21 protein-coding genes are annotated in these 22975 nt (G+C 42.2%); 12 read left to right on the forward strand and 9 right to left on the reverse strand.

What is annotated here, in order from left to right; translation table 11 throughout:
* The first annotated feature begins 26 nt into the window (after positions 1 to 26).
* The 7 genes from glmM to NT175_00900 all read left to right on the forward strand — a co-directional run bounded on the left by glmM (position 27) and on the right by NT175_00900 (position 8609).
* The gene (gene glmM, locus NT175_00870; protein MCX6233265.1) at positions 27 to 1448 is read left to right on the forward strand and encodes a phosphoglucosamine mutase; all 1422 of its coding nucleotides are present in this window, start codon (positions 27 to 29) and stop codon (positions 1446 to 1448) included.
* On the forward strand, positions 1426 to 3837 hold the full coding sequence (locus NT175_00875; protein ID MCX6233266.1) for a hypothetical protein: 2412 nt from the start codon (positions 1426 to 1428) through the stop codon (positions 3835 to 3837). The genes glmM and NT175_00875 overlap by 23 nt, the downstream gene beginning before the upstream one ends.
* Before the next feature lie 94 nt (positions 3838 to 3931).
* Positions 3932 to 4924, forward strand: coding sequence for a dihydroorotate dehydrogenase-like protein (locus NT175_00880; protein ID MCX6233267.1), 993 nt, complete (start codon positions 3932 to 3934; stop codon positions 4922 to 4924).
* Positions 4879 to 6177 carry a hypothetical protein gene (locus NT175_00885; GenBank protein MCX6233268.1) on the forward strand — a complete coding sequence of 433 codons (1299 nt, stop codon included), beginning with the start codon at positions 4879 to 4881 and terminating at the stop codon, positions 6175 to 6177. The genes NT175_00880 and NT175_00885 overlap by 46 nt, the downstream gene beginning before the upstream one ends.
* A gap of 97 nt (positions 6178 to 6274) precedes the next feature.
* Complete coding sequence (miaA, locus tag NT175_00890; GenBank protein ID MCX6233269.1) at positions 6275 to 7177, forward strand: tRNA (adenosine(37)-N6)-dimethylallyltransferase MiaA; 903 nt, start codon at positions 6275 to 6277, stop codon at positions 7175 to 7177.
* An 11-nt stretch (positions 7178 to 7188) separates the two neighbouring features.
* Entirely contained in the window at positions 7189 to 7839 is a 651-nt protein-coding gene (locus NT175_00895; protein MCX6233270.1) for a carbonic anhydrase, read from the forward strand.
* Between the two features lie 131 nt (positions 7840 to 7970).
* On the forward strand, positions 7971 to 8609 hold the full coding sequence (locus NT175_00900) for an ATP-binding protein (GenBank protein ID MCX6233271.1): 639 nt from the start codon (positions 7971 to 7973) through the stop codon (positions 8607 to 8609).
* Between the two features lie 29 nt (positions 8610 to 8638).
* Here NT175_00900 and NT175_00905 read toward each other — a convergent pair whose 3' ends face one another.
* Positions 8639 to 9238, reverse strand: coding sequence for an ATP-binding protein (locus tag NT175_00905; protein MCX6233272.1), 600 nt, complete (start codon positions 9236 to 9238; stop codon positions 8639 to 8641).
* Between the two features lie 75 nt (positions 9239 to 9313).
* On the reverse strand, positions 9314 to 9928 hold the full coding sequence (pnuC, locus tag NT175_00910) for a nicotinamide riboside transporter PnuC (protein ID MCX6233273.1): 615 nt from the start codon (positions 9926 to 9928) through the stop codon (positions 9314 to 9316).
* Between the two features lie 59 nt (positions 9929 to 9987).
* Between pnuC and NT175_00915 the strand changes: the two genes are divergently transcribed.
* A complete protein-coding gene (locus NT175_00915) occupies positions 9988 to 10545 on the forward strand; it encodes a hypothetical protein (protein MCX6233274.1) in 558 nt (185 codons plus the stop codon).
* A 2-nt stretch (positions 10546 to 10547) separates the two neighbouring features.
* Here NT175_00915 and NT175_00920 read toward each other — a convergent pair whose 3' ends face one another.
* The 4 genes from NT175_00920 to NT175_00935 form a co-directional block, all read right to left on the reverse strand.
* Entirely contained in the window at positions 10548 to 11030 is a 483-nt protein-coding gene (locus NT175_00920; GenBank protein MCX6233275.1) for a hypothetical protein, read from the reverse strand.
* A 44-nt stretch (positions 11031 to 11074) separates the two neighbouring features.
* The gene (locus NT175_00925) at positions 11075 to 11578 is read right to left on the reverse strand and encodes a hypothetical protein (GenBank protein MCX6233276.1); all 504 of its coding nucleotides are present in this window, start codon (positions 11576 to 11578) and stop codon (positions 11075 to 11077) included.
* A gap of 31 nt (positions 11579 to 11609) precedes the next feature.
* Entirely contained in the window at positions 11610 to 12149 is a 540-nt protein-coding gene (locus NT175_00930) for a sigma-70 family RNA polymerase sigma factor (GenBank protein MCX6233277.1), read from the reverse strand.
* Between the two features lie 184 nt (positions 12150 to 12333).
* Positions 12334 to 13719, reverse strand: coding sequence for a VWA domain-containing protein (locus tag NT175_00935; GenBank protein ID MCX6233278.1), 1386 nt, complete (start codon positions 13717 to 13719; stop codon positions 12334 to 12336).
* A gap of 168 nt (positions 13720 to 13887) precedes the next feature.
* Between NT175_00935 and NT175_00940 the strand changes: the two genes are divergently transcribed.
* Positions 13888 to 16845 (forward strand): serine hydrolase, encoded by a 2958-nt coding sequence (locus NT175_00940; protein MCX6233279.1) that lies wholly within the window; start codon positions 13888 to 13890, stop codon positions 16843 to 16845.
* Positions 16846 to 16854: 9 nt separating this feature from the next.
* Here NT175_00940 and NT175_00945 read toward each other — a convergent pair whose 3' ends face one another.
* On the reverse strand, positions 16855 to 17538 hold the full coding sequence (locus NT175_00945) for a protein-L-isoaspartate(D-aspartate) O-methyltransferase (GenBank protein MCX6233280.1): 684 nt from the start codon (positions 17536 to 17538) through the stop codon (positions 16855 to 16857).
* A 63-nt stretch (positions 17539 to 17601) separates the two neighbouring features.
* On the opposite strand from NT175_00945, the gene NT175_00950 reads away from it, so the two are divergent.
* The 3 genes from NT175_00950 to NT175_00960 all read left to right on the forward strand — a co-directional run bounded on the left by NT175_00950 (position 17602) and on the right by NT175_00960 (position 21003).
* Positions 17602 to 18588, forward strand: a complete 987-nt coding sequence (locus NT175_00950) for a Gfo/Idh/MocA family oxidoreductase (GenBank protein MCX6233281.1) — start codon at positions 17602 to 17604, stop codon at positions 18586 to 18588.
* A gap of 83 nt (positions 18589 to 18671) precedes the next feature.
* Positions 18672 to 19577, forward strand: coding sequence for a hypothetical protein (locus tag NT175_00955; protein ID MCX6233282.1), 906 nt, complete (start codon positions 18672 to 18674; stop codon positions 19575 to 19577).
* A gap of 10 nt (positions 19578 to 19587) precedes the next feature.
* Positions 19588 to 21003 (forward strand): sugar transferase, encoded by a 1416-nt coding sequence (locus NT175_00960; protein MCX6233283.1) that lies wholly within the window; start codon positions 19588 to 19590, stop codon positions 21001 to 21003.
* A gap of 75 nt (positions 21004 to 21078) precedes the next feature.
* On the opposite strand, the gene NT175_00965 is transcribed toward NT175_00960, so the two are convergent.
* Complete coding sequence (locus NT175_00965; protein MCX6233284.1) at positions 21079 to 21660, reverse strand: DUF4294 domain-containing protein; 582 nt, start codon at positions 21658 to 21660, stop codon at positions 21079 to 21081.
* A gap of 57 nt (positions 21661 to 21717) precedes the next feature.
* Complete coding sequence (clpX, locus tag NT175_00970; protein MCX6233285.1) at positions 21718 to 22950, reverse strand: ATP-dependent Clp protease ATP-binding subunit ClpX; 1233 nt, start codon at positions 22948 to 22950, stop codon at positions 21718 to 21720.
* Between the last annotated feature and the right edge of the window lie 25 nt (positions 22951 to 22975).

Genomic DNA, 22975 nt, shown 5'->3' on the forward strand with positions numbered 1-22975 from the left:
CGTTAATTTATTTTGTATTCAGAATTATGGTATTAATCAGGTCTATTTCAGGGATAAGGGGAATCATAGGTGCCAGGCCTGGCGAAGGATTAACTCCGGTAGATATAGTAAAATATACATCAGCTTATGCCTGTTTTTTGAACAGGTGTAAAAAAGGTGATGAAAATCTCAAAGTGATCATAGGCAGGGATGCCCGTCATTCCGGACAGATGATCAGCGCCATGGTTTCCTCCACATTTGCAGCCTGTGGTATTGATGTCATCGATCTGGGACTGACCACAACCCCGACAGTCGAGATAGCTGTCACCGAGCTGAAAGCTGATGGAGGCATAGTCATCACTGCCAGTCATAATCCCAAACAATGGAATGCTCTCAAGCTGCTTAACAGGAGGGGTGAATTTCTTTCAGAAAAGGAAGCAGATGAGGTATTTTCACTGGCCGAAGGGCAGGACTTTATTTTTGTATCCAGCCAGAATCTTGGCAAATATGATCAGGATGACACATTTATCAGGAAACATATCGAAAAAATCAGCGAATTACCCCTTGTGGATGTCGAGGCCATCAGGAAGGCAAAATTCTGCGTAGCTGTCGACTGCGTAAATTCTTCAGGTGGTATTGCCGTGCCTATGCTGCTTGAAATGCTGGGAGTAAGCCGCATAGAGACATTGTTTTGTGAACCTAATGGGGAATTCCCTCATAATCCTGAACCCCTTTCCGAGAACCTGACTGAGCTGTCGGCCCTCGTCGTGAAAAGCAAAGCCAACGTTGGTTTTGCCGTCGATCCAGATGTCGATCGCCTCGCCATCGTCATGGAGGATGGTGAAATGTTCGGCGAAGAATATACTCTGGTAGCTGTTGCTGATTACGTCCTGCAGCATAAAACAGGACCTGCGGTTTCCAACCTTTCGTCAACCATCGCCCTGCACGACGTCACAGCTAAGCATGGTGGAAATTATTTTGCATCGGCAGTCGGGGAAGTCAATGTAATTAAAATGATGAAGGCAAAGAAAGCAGTGATCGGTGGTGAAGGCAACGGAGGCGTTATTTATCCCGACCTCCACTATGGCCGTGATGCCCTTGTGGCCATCGCTTTATTTCTTTCCTATCTCGCCCGCTCTGGAAAAAGATGTTCGGCACTGCGAAATCTTTATCCCAATTATTATATTTCGAAAAATAAAATAACCCTGGCTCCTGAAATGGATATGGAGCACGTTTTTCAACAGATCAAAGAAAAATATCAAAAGCAGCCCATCAACACATCCGATGGCATCCGGATTGAATTTGACAAAGAATGGGTCCACCTGCGAAAGTCCAACACCGAACCTGTCATCAGGGTATACTCCGAAAGTGATTCCATTGCCAAAGCCGAAACCCTTGCACATAAGCTTATCGGTGATATCAAGGAGATCATTAAAATAAAAACCAATGGATTTTCGGAAGAAGACTGATTATTTCATGAGAAGCCTTTTTCTAAAACTTGTTTTACCGTTTATCCTGTTAAATGGTGCGCCCTTTCTGATTTCAGGTCAGTTGTCAGTATCGACCAATGAATTAAAGATTAATGTAGATGGCAAAGGACGGCTGACCAGCCTCAAAGATCTTGTGCATGGCAGGGAATATATTCCTGCAGGCCTTGCAGCGCCACTGCTGACCATCAGATGCCACCAGATCACCGAAGAACCTGCATGTCTTGAATTGGATACAAAAAATATTGGAGTTGTCATTCTTAAATATCCTGAAAATGCTGTCAGTGTTTATTTACGACCAATAAACAGGGGAACCCACATGGTTTTTGAGATCATCAGGGTGGAACCGGAACGAAAAGTGGATATGGTAATATGGGGTCCATACCCGACATCCATAACCAAAACTATCGGAGAGATTGTTGGCGTGGTGAGGGATGATGATTTTGCCATCGGATTGCAGGTGCTGAATGTCAAAACCCTTGGTGGATATCCCCAGAACGATGAAGGCAGCGATATGTCGCGGGGCCATGTGGCAGAAAAGAAAGACTTTGGAAGCATTCTGCAGGCCTACTGCCTCGACAGAACCAAGGCGAGGAAAATCACGGTGTGGGCGGATAACTTCCCCAATATGCCTGTACCTCCTATTCCCGGTGAGACAGTCGTCGGATCTAAAATTGCCCTGTTCGGATGCCCTTCTGAAAAAACCCTTGACAGAATAGGAGAAATTGAAGTTGCGGAAGGTTTGCCGCATCCTCTGATAGATAGCATCTGGGCAAAAAAATCACCTGTGACAGGGCGTTCCTACCTTATTGCCGATTTCACGGAAACCACTATCGATGAGTTGCTGGAATATACCAAACGGGCAGGCCTCATGTCCCTTTATACCATGTCTCCCTTTATAAGCTGGGGACATTATGAAATCGACACCGTGTCATTTCCCCACGGAGTTGAAGGAATGAGGCAATGCGCTGAGAAGGCAAAAGCCATGGGCATTCGCCTGGGAGCGCATACACTCACCAATTTCATTAACACCAATGATCCTTATGTCACTCCTGTTCCTGATCCCAGGCTGGCAAAAACCGGTTATGGTTTGCTCATATCCGATATTGACGATATAGTTACTGACATACCTGTTGCATCACCTGAGTATTTCGACAACGAAAGAGCCAACTGGCTGCATACCGTACAGATCGGGAATGAACTCATCACGTGCTCCAGCGTAACCGATACTGTGCCATACCTGTTACAGAAATGCCAGCGAGGCGCTTTCGGAACAAAGCCGTCGCCGCATACAAAAGGCGTACTCGTTGCAAAGCTTCTTGATCATCCCTACAAGGTTTTTTTCCCAAACTTCAACCTTCAGAATGAAATAGCTGCGAACCTGGCTAAAAGGTTTAATGAGACAGGACTGAGCCAAATGGACTTCGATGGATTTGAAGGGTGTCTGGCATCAGGACAGGGAGATTTCGCCGCTGAGCTTTTCGTAAAGATCTTTTATGATAACCTTGACCATACAGTTATAAATGGTACCAGCATTTCAAAGCCCTTTTACTGGCATATCAACACTTATTGCAATTGGGGTGAGCCTTGGTATGAGGGATTCCGCGAAAGCATGCAGGAATACCGCATCAACAACCAGGAGCTTTTCGAAAGGAATTATCTTCCCAATATGCTTGGCTGGTACCTGCTGACTGAAACGACCAGCCTCTCCGACATCGAATGGATGCTGGCCCGCGCCGCAGGCTACAATGCCGGCTTTGCTCTGGCTACTGACATGGAATCACTCAGGAAAAATCCCGACACCGGCATTTTACTTGAAAACATCCGCGAATGGGAAAATGCACGGCTCGCCAAAGCATTTTCAGATGAACAGAAAAAACAACTGAAAAATCCCGGGCTCGAATTTCACCTCACCAGAATCAGCGACAACAGGTGGAATTTGTTTCCATATCACCAGTCACAGGATTATGTTTATACCAGGTCAATACGCCACTCCGGAAAACCCATAAAAACCGAGTGGATATGGCAAAATACCGATGACGCTCAGCCACTGCAATTTAAACTGGAAGTCGAGGGTGATACGGGAATAGTGCGGAATCCGTCATTGGAGATCGACCATGATCATCTCATCGTTTTTCCTGCAGAACTAAAGCCAGGCGAATCACTCCTGTGTGAAGGCACAACGACGGCCCGGATATATGACAGCAAAGGCAGGCAAGTGGCAACAGTTACATCGCCGAATGAAATACCTTTGATACACACCGGCAATCACACTGTTCGCTTTGCATGTGATATTGATGGAAACCCTCCCCCCAAAGTCACACTGAATTTTAAAACCATTGGCGAACCTGAACGTGCCGGTGGAAATTAATCCTTTGTTTTTTCCCGCATTTTCAATTGAATTTTTATATTTGCTTTAAGATTAAGGATTATCCGGCATTTATCAATCTTTAACACCAATAGAAATGGCAGATCTTTCTACACGTTTTCTGGGACTTAAGCTAAAAAATCCCATCATAGCAGGGAGTTCAGGACTGACAGGGTCAGTCGAGAATATTGTCCAGATCGAAAAGAACGGCGGCGCTGCTGTTGTGTTAAAATCATTGTTCGAAGAGCAAATCCGTTATGAAATAAGTAAAGCTTTCAATGGAAGTGGTCATGATACCCCTTATGCCTATGCTGAAGCTGATGATTATATATCAAATTATGCCAGGGAGCATTCATTGCATGAATATCTTTCATTTGTCAAGGAGTGTAAAAGGTCGGTAAGCATTCCCGTCATCGCCAGCGTAAATTGCATCACCTCACAGGAATGGACATCATTTACCAGGCGTATACAGGATGCTGGTGTCGACGCTATTGAACTTAATTTATTTATCCTGCCATCCGATCCGCACCGCAGCGGGGAAGATAACCAGAACCTCTATTTTGAGATTGTCCAGAGTGTCATGCGGCAAATATCCATTCCCCTCTCCGTAAAGATCAGTTATTATTTCGCCGGCCTGGCAAAGTTTGCCCTTAAACTGTCCTGGACCGGCATCTCCGGCATTGTTCTCTTTAACCGCTTTTATTCACCCGATATCGATATTGATAATCTGAAGGTCATACCTGCCAACCTCTTTAGCACACCGGAAGAATTATCGCTCTCTCTGCGCTGGGTGGCCATCCTTTCTGATAAAGTTCATTGCGACATTGCAGCATCTACCGGCGTCCATGACGGAAATGCAGTGATCAAACAGTTGCTCGCCGGAGCAAAAGCTGTTCAGTGCACTTCCACCTTTTATAAGAATGGCTTCGGAAAAATCGGGGAGATGCTCACCGACATTGAAACATGGATGGAAAAACATCACTTTACAAAGCTTGATGACTTTGTCGGTAAATTGAGCTATAAAAAAGCCGACAATCCAGCACCATGGGAAAGGGTGCAATTTATGAAGCATTTCGCCGGCATAGAATAGAACTGTATCCCTCCGTGGTAAGAACACCTTCAACACCAATTATTTATCTTGCCTTACCTGTTCAGGATGAATTAGAGTACATCCCCGTTTTCATTGAATGCCTCCGAAAACAAACGGTTGCTGACTATGAGCTATTCGTGTGTGTGAATCAACCTGATGACTGGTGGGACAAACCTTCAAAAGTCGCTGTTTGTCAGAACAACCAACTTACATTGGAGTTGCTTTCCCGGCAGCATGACCTTCCGATAACCATTATCGACCGGTGCTCCAAGGGAAAAGGTTGGCAGGGCAGACATTTTGGCGTTGGATGGGCACGAAAAACAGCCATGGATGTCCTCAACAACAAAGCTGAAAAAAATGATATCATTGTCAGCATCGATGCTGACACAACTTTCAGCCAAAACTATCTCGAAACCATCCGTGAAAACTTCATCCAGAATCCCTGGGCAGTTGCACTATCAGTGCCCTATTATCATAATCTGACCGGCGACGAAATTACTGACAGATGCATCCTCCGTTATGAGATTTACATGCGTTACTATGCTCTTAACATGTGGAGAATTATGAATCCGTACCGGTTCACAGCCATTGGTTCGGCCATGGCAGTTCCTGTTTGGGCATACCGGGCTATTGGCGGCATTACACCCCACAAAAGCGGTGAGGATTTTTATTTCTTACAAAAATTGCGAAAACACGGTGAAATTCTTCACTGGAATAACGAGAGGATCTATCCTGATGCACGATTTTCCGACCGTGTCTTCTTCGGCACCGGACCGGCCATGATACGGGGCAGGGAGGGCGACTGGAGCAGCTATCCGGTTTATGATTACCGTTTATTTGATGAAGTCGAAGCTACATTTGATATGTTCCCTTCACTCTTTGAAAAAGATATAGACACCCCTATGACTGATTTTCTCCAGGTGGTTTTTAAAACTAATGCCCTCTGGAAACCCTTGCGTGAGAATTATAAAACCTGCGGGCAGTTTGTAAAGGCATGTAACAATAAGGTAGATGCCCTGCGAATATTACAGTACCTGAAAGCTAAACAAAAGGATATGCAGCAGTGTGATGAGGAAAATCTGAAGGCATTTATCAGGAAATTTTATTCCCATGAACACCTGATGTCATGGAAGATTAATCCCGATTCCATTGATTTTGATCAGATGGGTCTGACTGCATTGAATACCTTACGCGATTTCCTTGCATCTCACGAGGACCATTGCAGGCAATCGGGTTATTATTCTATTGCCTAATCGACAATCGTCTAATCGACAATCGTCCAATCGACAATCGCCTAATCGACAATCGTCCAATCGACAATCGTCCAATCATTCTTCCTACCTTTACACCATGATCACAATCCTTGGACCCACCGCCACCGGAAAAACAGCCTTCGCTGCCTTTGTTGCTTCACAGCTTAATGGGGAAGTCATTTCTGCTGACTCACGCCAGGTTTACCGCAGGATGGACCTGGGTACTGGTAAGGATTATAATGATTATATTGTTGACGGACAAGTTATCCCGTATCATCTGGTCGATATTGCCGAGCCCGGCGAAGTATATGATGTTTACCGTTATCAGCATGATTTCCTGAACGCATACCAGGATATCATTTCGAGAGGAAAATTGCCTGTCTTATGCGGAGGTACCGGAATGTATATTGAGGCGGTACTCAAAGGATATAAACTCATAAAAGTACCTATCAATCCCGAACGCCGGAGATTCTTTGACACCCTTACAAATAAGGAGCTTGAAAATCTCCTGGCATCATATAAAAGCCTGCATAACATCAGCGATGTCTCCGATCGCAACAGGCTGATCCGCGCTCTGGAAATCCAGGAATATTATCATCAGAATCCTGATCCTTCAAAGGATTTTCCTCATATCAAGTCAACACTGTTCGGAATATACCATGACCGGGAAACAGTACGTGACCGGATAACACACCGCCTGAAAGCCAGGCTGGACAAAGGTTTGGTTGATGAAGTGAAAAGCCTGCTCGACAAGGGTATATCGCCGGAGAAGTTGAAATTTTATGGACTGGAATATAGATTCCTTACCCAATATATCCTTGAAGAAATAACCTTCGATGACATGTTCCGGCTTCTTAACACCGCTATCCATCAGTTTGCCAAACGCCAGATGACCTGGTTCCGGAAAATGGCAAAGGCCGGTTTTCTGATACACTGGATCGATGGAAATCTTCCGAATGAAGAAAAATTAAATTTTATAATTTCGCATGTTGTAGCATAATTCCATGTTTTATGAATGAGCCTTTATTATCTCTGAAACACAGGGAACATATCATGAAAATTGTGGAAGGGAATGAAGCATTTTATACAAAGCACGGGGAAGAATTTTTTCTGGCTCACTGCGATTCCCAGCATCCTTTTATCACTCTCGTCACATGTTCTGATTCCAGGGTGCATTCTCATGCTATCCTGCCTGATCCGGTAAATGCCATTTTCGTCGTCAGGAATATCGGTAACCAGCTTCATACTGCTGCCGGATCAGTGGATTATGGTATTTATCACCTTAAAACACCTCTCCTGGTCATATTAGGTCATTCAGATTGCGGAGCCATAAAAGATGTTATGAAAGGATACTATAATGAGCCGCATGATATTTATCGTGAACTGGAAACCCTCCCACATACCATTCAGGGAAGTTATATTGACGATACAAATGCTTTTACTGAGAAACTCTATTCCAATATAATAAAAAATATCCATTTTCAGGTCGACTCAGCAGTCAAAAAGTACTCCAATCTGTTAAAAAGCGATGATCTGGCAATTCTTGGCGGATTTTATGATTTCCGCAATGAATGCTATGACAATTATGGGAAATTGATATGGGTCAATATAAACGGAAATGCCGATGAAAAACGTATATCTACAGATCTTGGTTTTACATAGTGCCTCCTTGGTTTCATCAGATTGTAACACAAATGAACATAAAGAATTTTACAAAGCACCGCAAAGACCTGATATTTCTAACAACCTAATTATTGATCATTGATCGTTGATCATTGATAATTGTTTTCAAAATGTCTCATTATATCAAACGCCTTATTGAACAGGGAGAGCATCAGAAACTCGACTTCAAGTTCGAGATTGCCGACTCGCGCAAGATCGCCAAAAGCCTGGTAGCCTTCTCAAATAGTGACGGAGGAACATTGCTGATAGGAGTGAAAGATAATGGCGCCATTGCTGGTGTGAGATCAGATGAGGAATTTTTTATGGTTGAAGCCGCTGCAAAAATGTATAGCCGGCCTGAAGTGCGTTTTACGACAAGAGAATGGGAGATAGAAGGCAAGACGGTGGTCGAGGTGATCATACCGAAAAGTGACTCCATCCCGCATTATGCCCAGGATAAGGATGGCCGCTGGCTCGTGTATATACGTGTAAAAGATCAAAACCTGCTTGCCAACAATGTACTGCTTAAAGTGTGGGAGAAACACAAGCAAAAACAAGGCGTGTTGCTGCGTTATACTGAAAAAGAAAAGTGGTTGCTGGATTATCTGGAAGAAAACGGACAGATCACTCTTTCAAAGTTTTACCGCCTGGCGAAGATTTCACGTAAGAAAGCAGAGACTATTCTTGTCAACCTCGTTGTCCTGAAAGTCATAGAGATGATTTTTACAGATCAGGGTGTCTTATACAGGATGACTGCCGACGAAAAATAGGGAAACCTCAGTAGGACTGCATGAATTTCTTATTTCCTGCTGCTGATCACATCATTAACAGCTTTTATGGCATTTTTGAATCGGTTATTGCCAAATCCGGAAATTATTCTGAATGGTAATTTTCTGCCTGCCAGTTCATCTTTGTATAGATTAAACAACAACTCCCTCTGATGGGGATGCTCACGCAGCGGATCATATTCCCATGGCAGATCTATATCCATCAGAAGGTAAAGATCATAGATGTGATTATTCACCTTGTCCAGTATCCATGCGGGGCAAGTATTGTATTTAAATTCGCACCAGATCTTCAATACGATAAAATCACTATCGCAAAACAGGAACCGTTTGGCTTTTTTAGCGAATATGTTTTCATTCTCAAATTGTCCTTTGGCGATGGCAACAATATCTTCGAGTAAATAAGGCCGGTTAAGGTTGTCAATATATTCACGGGCATATTCAGGCACCCAAATGGTATCGTAATATTCAGCAAGTTGCCCGGCAAGCATTGATTTTCCCGTCGATTCAGGACCGGTAATAGCAATACGCCTTATTGGATGATGCATGATTATATTATTTCCTGTAACCTGCAATCCCGACTTCGGGATTTCGCTCAGCTCCGCTTCGCTCAACCTGCAACCTGTAACCTGCAACTCGCAGCTACAATCTTGTAGCTTGCAGCTTGAAGCTTTGACCTGCAGCCCTTATCAACCTGTTGTTAATTTAATATTATGAATTTTCTTCCGCCATTCCATATACCCCATGATAGCAAGAACCAGAAAAATGATATACTGAACACTGGTAAATACCAAACCTTTTGAAGCATATAAAGGAATACAGATGACATCACCGATGATCCAGCCGATCCAGTTCTCGATTTTCTTGCGTGCCATGAGCCACATGGATACGATAAAAATGGCTGTTGTCAGTGAATCAAGCGTTGGAACAGTGCTGTCGGTAAACTTGATCAGAACAAAGCGCAGTATCAGGAATGATCCTGTGAGGGATATCATATTGATAAGATGATACGTGAGATTGCAGGAAGATATAGACAATACTTTTTTATTCTCATCTTTCCTCGTCCAGATATACCATCCATAAACGCTCATGATGAAATAGAAACCGTTGATCCCCATCAGGGCATAGAGCCCTGCCTTAAAGCTTAAATAAACATAAATCAGCACGTTCACAATGCCAGTCGGGTAAACCAGTATGTTCTCCTTTCGCGCATACCATACACTTAGCACCCCGAACAAAACAGCAAATATCTCCAAAAATGATGTGTTCAGAATGTTTTGAAGGATTTGTTCGAATATTTTCAAAATATTACTTATATTTGAAAACAAAAGTACGATTTTGAACTAACCTAAATCCTTTGAATATGAAAAAAGCTAGTTTGTTTATCCTGGTCCTCGGTATTGTTTCTTTTATTCTTGGCGGCTGCCTCACCTGCGAAAAAAAGGAATATACTTTTGAGCTTACTGGTAAAAATTCCGGAAAACTTACCATACGGTATATAAATATTATGTCGGTCATGGATGATAGTACTGATGTATCGGCCGACGATTTTGAGGAACTGGTCAATACCTATCTCTATGGCGACCAGCTTGAGTCAGACTATCCGGATGCTATTAATATCCAGAAGAATTTATATGAAGAAGATAGCATGTTGTGTGCTGAAGTGACTATGGAATTTAATGATCTGGCTTCTGTGAAATTATTTCAGTATGATAAGAAAAGCCCGTATATGCTGGCTTTAGCTAATGCCCTCGATACTGAAAGCTATTATGAATCAAACGGTACATTTGGTGGCGAGAATATGCCTCTCGTTTTCTGGCCTACGGACCTTAAAACGTTAACCCTTCAAACCCAGGTTACCGTACCCGATGAAACAAGTGTCAGCTTGCTGGATCAATACCGGCAGTGGAAAGAAAAGTAAAATCAAAATCTCCTGTCTCTGTCCTGTTCCCTGATCCTCTGTAATAAAACATGACGGAATTCTTTCTCAGCCTGATAGAGTTTGACAATTTTCTTAATAGGAAGGATGCTTTTATACTTTATGTGATATTCCTTCTGGAGGTCTAACAGCCGTTGGGCCATAATGATTTGATCATCAGCTATTCTTGTAGCTTCTTCATCGGTAAGTTTCTCGATATCAATGTCTTGAATTTCGTCACTCTTCATGAATTCTTTCTTTGTCTCTTCTTTTTTTACTTCATATTCATTATAAACAGGCCAGAACTTTTCTGCTTCCTGAGGTGTAAGGTTCAACTGGCTGGTTATAAACGCTATTTTTTGAGCTTTGATCTGTTCTTTTTTCTTTTGGAAATTCCTGTCAGGCTGGCTGTATGAGTAATTTTGACTCACGACATACATGGCTATCACCAGGAAGATTTTCAGGATTCGAATCATTTTATTTTTCATGACCATAGGATTTTAAGTTGAAGTTTAAAATATTACTTATTTCACTATAACCCGGTAAGGAGTTCTTCAGTATTTTCTTCATTCAGTAAGTATTGAATGATATCTTCGGAAGTTATTGAGTCACTGGTTTGAGTCGTCTCGGAAAGAGCGAGGTTCTTTGCCAGGGTGTTGGTCAGCATTTCATCATCCAGATAAAGTATAGCAACATTCTGGCTTACTGTATCCGTAAGAACGACAGACTGGTCGTTTGGTAATGACCTGTTATTCAGCGAACGGATGATCCAGTATGTTCCCAGTGATAGAAGCAGTATAATCATAGCAGCTGCAACAAGCCTGATGGGTAGTGGAATATGACGGGATGAATACAGATTATCTTTTGTGGATGCCGCATTCTTCTGTAATCTTTCTTTTATTATCTCAGGCAGAGTATCAAAATAGCCTTCAGGAACGCTGAATGGATTCTCCTTTTTCATATTGAAAAAGATCGTATCCATCTTTTCAGGATTCTCAGATTTATATTGACCTTCTATTTTTTTTGTCTTTTTCATTGGTGTTTTGATTATATGTATGCGATAAGGTTTAATGATTAAGTAAAAAATCCTCAATTTTTCTTACAGCATGATGATAGGAAGCTTTTAAAGCACCTACTGATGTTTTTAATATTTCCGACATGTCATCATAGGTGAGGTTATCGAAATATTTCATGTTAAAGACAATCCTCTGTTTTGGAGGCAGTCTGAGTATAGCTTTCTGTAATTTGATTTGTATCTCATCCCCATTAAAATAATTATCGGCGTGAAGTGATTGAGTAAGTTCATTTTCCACATCATGGAGGGGAAGGAACACACGCATTCGTCTATATTTAAGAAGACTCAAGGCTTCATTGGTAGCAATGCTATACATCCATGTAAACAGCCTGGAGTCTTCCCTGAATTCTTCAAGATGTTTCCAGACTTTTATAAAAACATTCTGTACCAGGTCATTAGTATCATCATGGTCAATGACCAGCCTTCGGATATGCCAATAGATCGGACGCTGATATGTTCTTACCAACTGATCAAAGCCATCATTTCTGGTACTGACATCGCGACAAAGCTGCAGTATCTCTTTTTCAGACAGACCGGGCATATTTATAGTCAGGTGATTTAAATGGTAAAGAATTCAGATTAGATAAAATATTAGCACTTTGGTTTAATTGACCTCACCCCCCGTTGGGGTGAGGTGATTTGGTCAAATTTACCGGCCCCTGGGATTCATACCTATCATTCAGTCTTACACAGCTGACTGCCTCTGCAGGGCATTTTCACTTTGAATATAGATTGATATTTGTACTCCCCCCTGAATCAATCTTAAATGATTTTTCAATAGTATTTATCGATTGGTTGAGGTACTTGGATCTAAATACAATTCTGTACTTGCCGGGCTGCAGCATCAGCGATTCCTGAAGGTAGTTTTCACGCAGGTCATAAATCCATTTCAACTGGTTGTTTTCTTCGACATACAGGCTGCCGTAGCCATACACTGACTTTTGAATGACTGCAATGCCAGGCGAGGGTATTTCAACGGTTGTCGTATGGCTTTGGTTGATTTCAACATTTTCAACTATCATTCGAGGAAGGCATAAAATTTCCAGGTCATATAATCCCGTCAGGTATTTTCTGGTTGTACCGAATGATTGCACATAAAGAGTTTCTATTTTGCCATCCTGTCGTACTATGCTGTTCAGATCCATGATAGTCATATCATTATTGCCGACTTTAAGTTTCAGTGATCCCTGTGGAGCGTCGATCGCAATAATGGTATGCAATCCTGGTGTCAGCCTCACGCTGTCAGCTTTCACCGGAGGAAGTGTATGCACCACAATATTATATGTGACCAGTGGATCAATGACTAAAGTATCCGGTAATCCCTTGTTATTCAGGGTATGGATAAAATTATATTTAACAAAACCGGATAAGTTATCATAAAAGGTCATATTTACATTTGTTTCGGTAGGGGAGCCGCGTGTATCAAGCAGGTTAACTTGGGCTGTCGTGGAATTGAGGGCCTGCGAAATGACGACTTTAAGAGCAGTTTGGAAATTCCTTTCCGTGGAAGCATCAAAATAAGTTCCGACACATCCGAAGTCAGCGCTGAAATCCCTGCCAATACCAATTATAAATGGCTTCAGCAAAACACCCTTTTTCTGTAAGGCCCTTGAAACAGCGCAAGGATCACCATCACACTCCTCTTCACCGTCTGTAATAAGAACAACAATGTTCCTGCAATTATCGCAGGGATTAAAATCTCTCTCACACTGCTCAAGTGAATAGGCAATGGGTGTTGTTCCCCTGGGTATCAGTGTCTTAAGGATATTTTCAATTTTATCACTGGTATTTTCGCTAATGGGTACTTCCAGTCGTGTGTCACTGCAATCCTGTGGTGGAACTGGTTTCTGATGTCCATATACACGAAGCCCCATTTCCAGATTCTCCACGCTTTTAAGGCTGTCGATGATACGCGATAGTAAATCGCGGGCAATATTTAGTTTTATACCGCTTTGCCAGGTGCCTGACATACTCTGTGAAGCATCGAAAACAAACAGAATGCGCGTCAGAGGTGGTGGAACAGATTCCTTAGTCTGGGATACAGAAATCAGTGAACCCAAACAGAGTACGAGCATTATTCCGGTAAATAATCTGGCTTTCAATTTTTAATTATGAACTAATAATTAATTATTTCAGTCTAATTTCAGATACGATTAAAACGTAAATCTCTATGTCATAGTGTTCAAATTTATGTAAAATTGATGACTAACGCAGAGAGGATGATTAGAATTTTAATCATTACTTTTGAAATCCCGTTATAATTAACGCTTATGAGATGCAATTTTTATCCGGGTCTGACCATTATACTGTTTTTATCTTGTTTTGTTCCTGCTGTTTTGGCGCAGAATACGATCCAAATAAGTGGATATAAAACGAAGGTTGCCGATCATTGGGTCGACTCCGTTCTGAATTCATTATCTCTTGATGAGAAAATCGCTCAGTTACTTTCCGTAAGAGCTTACTCAAATAAGGGCCCGGAGCATCAGAAAGCAATTATGGATCTCATCCGCAAATATGGAATAGGAGGATTGACTTTTTTCCAGGGAGGACCGGTAAGACAGGCAATTCTTACCAATATTTATCAGTCGCAAGCTCAGGTGCCATTGTTAATATCACTTGATGCCGAATGGGGGCTGGGTATGCGTCTCGATAGCACGATATCTTTTCCGTACCAGATGACACTTGGGGCTATGAACAGTGATACCCTGGTTTATGCTATGGCTTCGGAAATCGCCAGGCAATGCAGGCGTCTTGGTGTTCATATGAACCTGGCGCCGGTTGTGGATATAAATAATAATCCGCATAATCCTGTCATCAATTACAGGTCCTTCGGGGAGGACAAAACGAATGTTGCCGGTAAAGGTCTCGCTTATATGCATGGCTTGCAGGACAATGGCGTGCTGGCTACTGCCAAACACTTTCCGGGACATGGCGATACCGGTAGCGACTCACATTATACCTTGCCTGTAATCAAACACTCCAAAAGCAGGTTGGATTCCCTGGAACTGGTACCGTTTAAGCAGCTTATTGATGAAGGTACTGCGGGAGTCATGATGGCTCATCTGTTCCTGCCGGCTTACGACACAACAAGGAATCTGGCATCCAGCTTATCGCAGCCCATTGTTAACGGCCTGCTTCGTGAATACATGGGATTCAAAGGCCTCATTATCACTGATGCACTCGATATGCAGGGCGTCACCAATTATTTTAAACCGGGAGATATCGAACTTCAGGCTTTCAGGGCTGGTAACGATATCCTGCTTCTTCCTCAGGATGTTCCCACCGCCATTAAAAGCATCAAACAGGCAGTTAGAAACGGACTTATTAAGGAATCCGATATCATATCAAGATGCAGAAATGTTTTGACATTTAAATACCTGGCAGGTCTGGCTGATTACAAACCTGTTATTATACGGGGGCTGACAGAAGATCTGAACAATGCCCGCAGCAAAACCATCATCCGGGAGATATACAAATCCTCCGTCACTCTTGTCAGAAATACGAATAATCTTATTCCATTAGATGATACGGATAGCCTCAATCTGGCTTCATTGTCACTCGGGAGTCAAAGTATCACTCCCTTTCAGACTATGCTGAGCAACTTTGTACATGTCCAACATTTCTGCCATTCATTTCACGGCCTTGATGAATACGCGGATTCGGTAACTGAACTCTTAAGGCCATATAACCTGGTCATCATTTCATTGCATAATCTCACCAATTCCCCTGATAAAGGTTTTGGCATAAACACCCAGCTGGTTTCCTTTATTAACCAGATACTGGAAAAGAAAAATGTCATTCTGGATATCTTTGGCAGTCCTTATGTGCTGTCGCAGTTCACAGATATTAAGAATATTGATGTATTGCTGGTTTCATACCAGAATTCTGTTGATGCCCAGGAAGTTTCTGCTCAGATCATCTTTGGCAGTCTTGCCGCCAGAGGAAAGCTCCCTGTTACGGGTTCCCATGAATTTCCAGTTAATACCGGCATTGTTACTGTAGGCAATTCCGGGCTGACTTATGTTGTACCCGGGGAAATTGGCATAAAACCGGAGGAATTGCTATACATAGATACATTGGTCTTGCAATCCATAGCTGACAGTGTCTTTCCGGGATGCCAGATCATGGCCGCAGTGGATGGAAAGGTATTTTACCAGAAGTCATTCGGCTATCACACATATAACAAGTTTGACCCGGTTAAAAACACTGACCTGTATGATCTGGCATCTGTAACTAAAATTGTGGCTACCACACTTGCCGTGATGAAGCTGGAGGAGGAGGGTAAGATCGATCTTGACATGAAAGTCGGGGATTATTTGCCTTTTGCACGGGGAACAGACAAAGCGGATCTGACAATCAGGGAGATAATGGCCCACCAGGCTCAATTGAAACCGTGGATACCCTTTTATAAAAATATCCTTCATGACGGCTTTCCTGATACTTCCATTTTTAGTAAAACATACTCAACGTTATTTCCTTACCGTGTTGCTGAGAACTTATTTATACACCGTGATTATCCATGGATGATGTACGATACGATCATAGCTTCCCCTTTATTGACGAAAAAAGAATATGTTTACAGTGATCTGGGTTTCTATCTGTTAAAAAGAATTATCGAGAATGTGGCCAACAGGCCTTTCGACAGTTATGTGCAAGAACATTTCTATAAACCTCTGGGACTGCATACCATGTGCTTTTGTCCACGAGACCATTTTGACCTGATGGAAATTGTGCCTACCGAGATTGATACAGTTTTCCGCCACCAACTCATCCATGGTGATGTTCATGATCCCGGCGCTGCCATGTTTGGAGGAGTTTCGGGCCATGCAGGACTGTTCTCTGATGCCAACGATCTGTTGATTATCATGCAAATGTTACTGCAATACGGCCAATATAATGGTCAAAGATATCTTGATAGCGCTACGGTAGTGGAATTTACCAAACAACAGTTTCCATACAACAGGAATCGCAGGGGACTGGGATTCGACAAACCGGATACATTGGCAGACAATAATGGACCGGCATGTGGCAGTGCTTCATCACAAAGCTTTGGACACTCCGGTTTCACGGGAACCTATACCTGGGCTGACCCGGAAAACAAACTCGTTTATGTATTCCTTTCAAACCGCGTTTATCCGACAGCCTTAAATAATAAACTAATCGAGAAGAATATCCGCACAAAAATTCAACAGGTTTTCTATGATTCATTGAAAAAAGCCCGCAAGTGAAATAAAAGGCTATTCCCCTTCCTCTTTGTCCGAAAGCAGCGGAACAAACCGGAATAATCCATGATCTTCGGTTATATAATCCTGCCCGGTTGTTTTAATTACACGCGTCATAACCTGTACATCGCCTCCTCCAAGAGGGAGTACAATCATACCTCCAGGTTTGATTTGATCGATAAGTACTTCAGGAATGAAAGGTGCTGCAGCTGTGATGATAATCCTGTCGAAAGGCTGAAAGGCGGGGAGCCCTTTGTAGCCGTCACCATAGAAGATTTTAATGTTTGAATAGCCCATTTCTCCCAGAAGGAATTTGGCCCTCGAATAAAGGCTTTTCACACGTTCAACCGAAAAAACCTTTGCTCCCAGGCGGGCCAGTATACAAGCCTGATAACCTGAACCGGTGCCGATTTCAAGGATTTTATCGCCCTTTCTTACATCCAACAGCTCAGTCTGGAAAGCGACAGTATAAGGTTGTGAAATGGTTTGCCCTGAACCTATTGGGAATGGCTTGTCGTCATAGGCATATTTGAGAAATGAGGAATCGAAAAAAAAATGCCGCGGGACTTCTTCCATCGCCTTCAGCACCTTCTCATCGGCAATACCTTTAAAACGCAGGCTGTCAATAAGCTGTTTCCTGAGACCTCTATGTTTATATGAATCGATCAAGATAGTATGACCATGAATGATTAGGGGCATTAAATTCTCACGAAATTAATAATTTCATTGACCAAAAACTGTACTTTTGCAAAAAATCGTATTATGTTAAAAATTGGTGTTTTAGGCGCAGGCCACTTGGGGAAAATACACATCAAATGTATCAGGGAGGTTGATGATTTTTATCTGGCAGGTTTTTATGACCCGGATCAGTTAGTTACTGAACAGGTTAAAAGTGAGTTTGGCCTGATGAATTTCAGTTCGGTGACCGACCTGATTGAAGCTGTGGATGTTGTGGATATTGTGACACCAACGCTTTCGCATTTCGACTGTGCTTCAAAGGCTCTGAAACGATCAAAGCATGTTTTTATTGAAAAGCCGATTGTGGCTACACCTGCAGAAGCCAGGGAACTTATGAAAATCGCCGATGAGGCCAGCGTTAAAGTGCAGGTGGGGCATGTCGAACGTTTTAACCCTGCCTTCCTCGCCGTTAAACCCTTCCTTAATCATCCTATGTTCATTGAAACACATCGGCTGGCACAGTTTAATCCCAGAGGAACCGACGTGCCTGTCGTCCTCGATCTCATGATACATGATATTGATATTGTGCTAAGCGTGGTTAAGTCCAATGTGAAAAAGATAAATGCCAGCGGCGTGGCAATCGTCAGCGATACTCCCGATATAGCCAATGCCAGATTGGAATTCGATAATGGTTGTGTGGCCAATCTCACAGCAAGCAGAATATCATTGAAAAATATGAGGAAAACACGTTTCTTTCAGAGAGATGCATATATTTCAGTCGATTTTTTTGAAAAATCTGTTGAGATTATCAGATTACAGGATGTCCTTCAGGGTAAACCCAATCCGCTGTCTATGATCATCGATTTGGGCAATGGTAAAGGGAAAAAGGAGATCTATTTTGAAAAACCTGAGATAAAGCCTGTTAATGCGATAAAGCATGAACTGGAGTGTTTTGCTGAAGCCATCATCAAAAATAGCGATCCTCCTGTTACTATTAGCGATGGTTATCAGGCACTGGAAATTGCATACCAGATCATGGACAAGATCAGGTTCTTACCTAATAATCTTTGATTCGTTTTAAGAAAGATAATTTGTTTAATTTGAGCCGGATCAGCAATATAAAAACGGACTGTCCGTTTTTCTGGAAGTTGAATTTGAATCGACATTTGTCCCTTGAGACCGGCAAGTTGAGGCCATTGGTATGTACTATAGCGGTTGTGTTTCTGTTCCTGTTATTTTTATCTTCCTGTAAACCGGAGGATCCGGAAGCATTGATCCCTTCTTATATCCGGATTGATACCATAAAACTGATATCCAATCCTGATCTGGCCAGTGCGGAAGGGTCATTGTCGCATAATATCACTGATGCCTGGGTTTATGTGGATGAAGATTTGTTAGGTGCTTTTGAATTACCTGTGCAGTTTCCTGTTCTGAAAGACGGATTGCATACTTTAAAGATAAGGGCCGGAATAAAAATTAACGGCATCGCCGGTACCCGCGGGGAATACCCGTTCTATGAATCTTACAGCAAAGAGATAAACATGGTGAAGGACAGTGTCATTATTATCTACCCTGTTGTAAAATATAAAGATTTTACCGTTTTTGACTGGGTAGAGGATTTCGAAGATGGTCAGTCCTCACTGGTCAGGTCGAGCCGGAGTGATACCACCGTAAGGGTTACTTCGCAATTTGGTGATGTTTTTGAAGGTGAGTATTCCGGTATCGTATATATGGATGATATCCGGATTTTTTTCGAAGCCCTTACACAGGAAGCTTATGTCCTGCCCAGAACTGGTGAGGATGTCTATCTGGAAATGAATTTCAGAACAAATAATAATTTAACAGTTGGTATATTTGCTAATGAATATTCACAGGCTGTTCAGTCACCGGTTGTCGTATTGAATGCAACGGATAATTGGAAAAAAATTTATATCAACCTGACAAATGCTGTCAATAACCACACTTCAGCTATTGATTATAATGTCTTTATCGGGGCTTTAAAGCAGGATGACGTGACTGAACCTGTGATAATGGTCGATAACCTGAAATTATTACACTAACCAATTGATGATGAATAAAAAATTACAGGTAACCAAATACATTATTGCCGACTTATTATCGGCTGCAATCGCCTGGAGTTTATTCTTTTTTTACAGAAAGTATAAAATTGATGATCAGATAGTTGCCAACCTAATTCAAATATTTTCCGATCACAATTTTTATTATGGGATACTGATCGTTCCGGTTTTCTGGCTTATACTTTACATCCTGGTTGGAGCCTATAATGATATTTACCGTAAGGCCCGTCTGCGTGAACTGGGTCAAACATTGTTAATCTCTCTGATAGGCGTGATCTTTATATTCTTCGCTCTCATTTTGGATGATATTGTCATTTCTTATAAAACTTACTATCAGTCATTCCTTGTGCTTTATGGCCTGCATTTTTCCATCACCTATTTTTTCAGGCTTGTTCTAACAACCATTACTGTACGTAATATACATAACAGAGCCCTGGGCTTCAATACCATCATTATCGGCAGCAACGGTAATGCAATAAATATTTATAAGGAAATCGAGAACCAGGTTAAATCAAGTGGTAATAAGTTTATAGGTTTTGTTAGAGTGCTTGATGCTGATAATTTTAAATTGGCCGGACATTTGCCTCATCTGGGTTATTATAAGGATCTGAGAAATATCATTGAATCCTGTAGGATAGAAGAGGTGATCATTGCAGTAGAGGAGCCGGAACATAAAATAGTGGAGGAGATCATCACTGAACTTGAGGATCTGGATGTTATCGTTAAGGTTATACCGGATATGCAGGATATTATGATGGGCATGGTGAAGACATCCTCGATCTTTGGAGCACCGCTTATTCAGATCTCTTCAGAACTCATGCCGGCATGGCAACAGTCACTCAAAAGACTCATCGATATTGTTGTATCTTTAATTGCCATGCTGGTTCTGTCGCCTGCATATATTTTTACTACCCTGGGTGTAAAACTCTCCTCAAGTGGGTCGGTTATCTATTCGCAGGAAAGGGTTGGCATTCATGGTAAACCATTTAAGATGCATAAATTCCGGTCGATGTACCGCAATGCGGAGAAGGGTACGCCTTTGTTATCATCCAAAATCGATCCAAGGATAACTCCTTTTGGCAGATTTATTCGTAAAGTGCGGTTAGACGAAATTCCACAGTTTTATTCGGTTCTGATCGGTGATATGAGCCTTGTCGGTCCTCGCCCTGAACGACAGTTTTTTATCGACCAGATCGTCAAACGAGCCCCTCATTACCGTATGCTTCAAAAAGTCAAGCCGGGAATTACATCATGGGGGCAGGTTAAATACGGTTACGCTGAAAATGTCGACCAGATGATCGAACGGCTTAAATTTGACCTGCTTTATATTGAGAACATGTCTCTGGCCATGGACTTTAAGATTCTCATCTATACTATATTGATTGTTATTCAGGGCAGGGGGAGGTAGTGTGCAGTTGACTATTGGCGGTTGACAGTCGGCAGTCAGTAATTTTATCAATTTTCCAAAGCTTATGTGTTAGTATTAAATCGTTCCGTTTTGAATCATCAGAACAATAGTTTCAATGTCCTTATCCTCACCGGAGGGATCATATTTGGTCTTTAAATTATATCCGAAAATGCGGGCTAGAGATTGCCAGAAAAAAGCGACAAATTTGCCTCGCAGTTCTTCAACGAGCTCATAAGATGTATCGCCTGTTTCCCTGTCCACCAATTTAATCAGGATCATACCCTGAGTAAAAGTCAGTTCTTTCAGTTCCTCACCATATTGGTCCTGTAACTCCTTTTCCGCCTGTCGCATGAGTGCACGTCTTTCCTTATCACTTGTCACATCTGCCAGGAGTGAACTGTATTCTGCAAGCTTCTCTCTTGCCAGAACAGCATAAGGATATACTTTCTTGACATTTCGGGCCAGTTTATCAAATCGTCTCGATTCTCCTTTCGTCTTAAAAATAATTTTACCATAAATATTGACTGTCGGTAAAGACATAACGTAAAGAGTATCCCCCTGTGTGGTCCGGATGAGGGCATAATGAGTGTAATATTCCTGTGAGAATGAAGCGACAGAAAACATTAAAAGAAATATAAAGAATGTGATGGTTTTCATAATGCAAATGGAATTCTTTGGCAAGAATTGTACCATGATTAAATTCTGAAGAGGTTATTAAGCGACTCGCAGCCGGGCAGTATTGGTTTTTCTTAACTTATCCTCAGCATAATCGGAGGTGATGTGAATTTCCTTTGTTGAATTGTCAGAGGGCAACTCAAACATCGCGTCAGTCATGATGGCCTCAAGAATGGATCGTAATCCACGGGCGCCGAGGCGGAATTCGATAGACTTATCAACGATATAATCTAGTACGGCATCATTAAAGCTTAGTTTTATATGATCCATTGCGAAGAGCTTGATGAATTGCTTAATAATTGAATTTTTCGGTTCAATAAGAATTCTGCGCAATGTAACGCGATCAAGGGGATTCATATAAGTTATGACGGGCAGACGGCCAACAATTTCCGGTATCAGGCCATAGCTCCTCAGATCCATGGGAGCAATGTACTGTAAGAGATTATCCTTGTCAACCGAATCCTTTATCCTGGCTGCATTATAACCGATTATTTGAGTCTGAAGCCTTGAAGCGATTTTTTTTTCGATGCCATCAAATGCTCCTCCTGCAATGAAAAGTATATCCTGTGTATTGATCTGAATGAATTTCTGTTCAGGATGTTTTCTTCCACCCTGGGGTGGTACATTAACGATGGATCCTTCCAATAGTTTGAGCAGAGCCTGCTGGACACCTTCGCCTGAAACATCACGGGTTATCGATGGATTGTCACTTTTACGCGATATTTTATCAATTTCATCGATAAAAATAATTCCCTTCTCTGCTGATGTAACATTATAATCGGCAACCTGCAAAAGACGGGATAATATGCTTTCTACGTCTTCGCCCACATAACCTGCTTCGGTGAGCACAGTGGCATCGGCAATACAGAAAGGTACATGCAGCATCTTGGCAATGGTCCGGGCCAGCAATGTCTTACCAGTACCTGTTTCACCGGTGATTATGATATTGGATTTTTCAATTTCAACATCATCACCCGGATCCATGGGTTGTGAAATTCGTTTATAATGGTTATAGACAGCTACTGAGATGATCTTTTTTGCCTCTTCCTGACCGATGACATATTGGTCAAGGTAGGCTTTGATCTCAGCAGGTTTATGCAATTTAATCCGGCTGAATTTTTCACTCTTCTTTGGAGTGACCTCTTCATCAATGATGGCCTGGGCTTGAGCAACACAATAGTCACAAATATGAGCATCCAGACCGGCAATGAGGACATTGGTATCCTTTTTCGGCCTGCCACAAAACGAACATCTTTCAAAACTTCTGGCCATACAGCTACTTCATACGTAAATGCAG

This window comes from Bacteroidota bacterium, from assembly GCA_026391695.1.
Classification (GTDB): Bacteria; Bacteroidota; Bacteroidia; order Bacteroidales; family JAGONC01; genus JAPLDP01.

Excerpts from the sequence above, each read along its gene's own strand:
- clpX (MCX6233285.1), bottom strand. The coding sequence starts at position 22,950 with ATGGCCAGAAGTTTTGAAAGATGTTCGTTTTGTGGCAGGCCGAAAAAG.
- NT175_00895 (MCX6233270.1), top strand. The coding sequence starts at position 7,189 with ATGAATGAGCCTTTATTATCTCTGAAACACAGGGAACATATCATGAAA.
- NT175_00945 (MCX6233280.1), bottom strand. The coding sequence starts at position 17,538 with ATGCCCCTAATCATTCATGGTCATACTATCTTGATCGATTCATATAAA.
- NT175_00950 (MCX6233281.1), top strand. The coding sequence starts at position 17,602 with ATGTTAAAAATTGGTGTTTTAGGCGCAGGCCACTTGGGGAAAATACAC.
- NT175_00900 (MCX6233271.1), top strand. The coding sequence starts at position 7,971 with ATGTCTCATTATATCAAACGCCTTATTGAACAGGGAGAGCATCAGAAA.
- NT175_00960 (MCX6233283.1), top strand. The coding sequence starts at position 19,588 with ATGAATAAAAAATTACAGGTAACCAAATACATTATTGCCGACTTATTA.
- NT175_00925 (MCX6233276.1), bottom strand. The coding sequence starts at position 11,578 with ATGAAAAAGACAAAAAAAATAGAAGGTCAATATAAATCTGAGAATCCT.
- NT175_00885 (MCX6233268.1), top strand. The coding sequence starts at position 4,879 with ATGGGAAAGGGTGCAATTTATGAAGCATTTCGCCGGCATAGAATAGAA.
- NT175_00875 (MCX6233266.1), top strand. The coding sequence starts at position 1,426 with ATGGATTTTCGGAAGAAGACTGATTATTTCATGAGAAGCCTTTTTCTA.
- NT175_00915 (MCX6233274.1), top strand. The coding sequence starts at position 9,988 with ATGAAAAAAGCTAGTTTGTTTATCCTGGTCCTCGGTATTGTTTCTTTT.
- miaA (MCX6233269.1), top strand. The coding sequence starts at position 6,275 with ATGATCACAATCCTTGGACCCACCGCCACCGGAAAAACAGCCTTCGCT.
- NT175_00920 (MCX6233275.1), bottom strand. The coding sequence starts at position 11,030 with ATGAAAAATAAAATGATTCGAATCCTGAAAATCTTCCTGGTGATAGCC.
- NT175_00940 (MCX6233279.1), top strand. The coding sequence starts at position 13,888 with ATGAGATGCAATTTTTATCCGGGTCTGACCATTATACTGTTTTTATCT.
- glmM (MCX6233265.1), top strand. The coding sequence starts at position 27 with ATGGTATTAATCAGGTCTATTTCAGGGATAAGGGGAATCATAGGTGCC.
- NT175_00965 (MCX6233284.1), bottom strand. The coding sequence starts at position 21,660 with ATGAAAACCATCACATTCTTTATATTTCTTTTAATGTTTTCTGTCGCT.
- NT175_00880 (MCX6233267.1), top strand. The coding sequence starts at position 3,932 with ATGGCAGATCTTTCTACACGTTTTCTGGGACTTAAGCTAAAAAATCCC.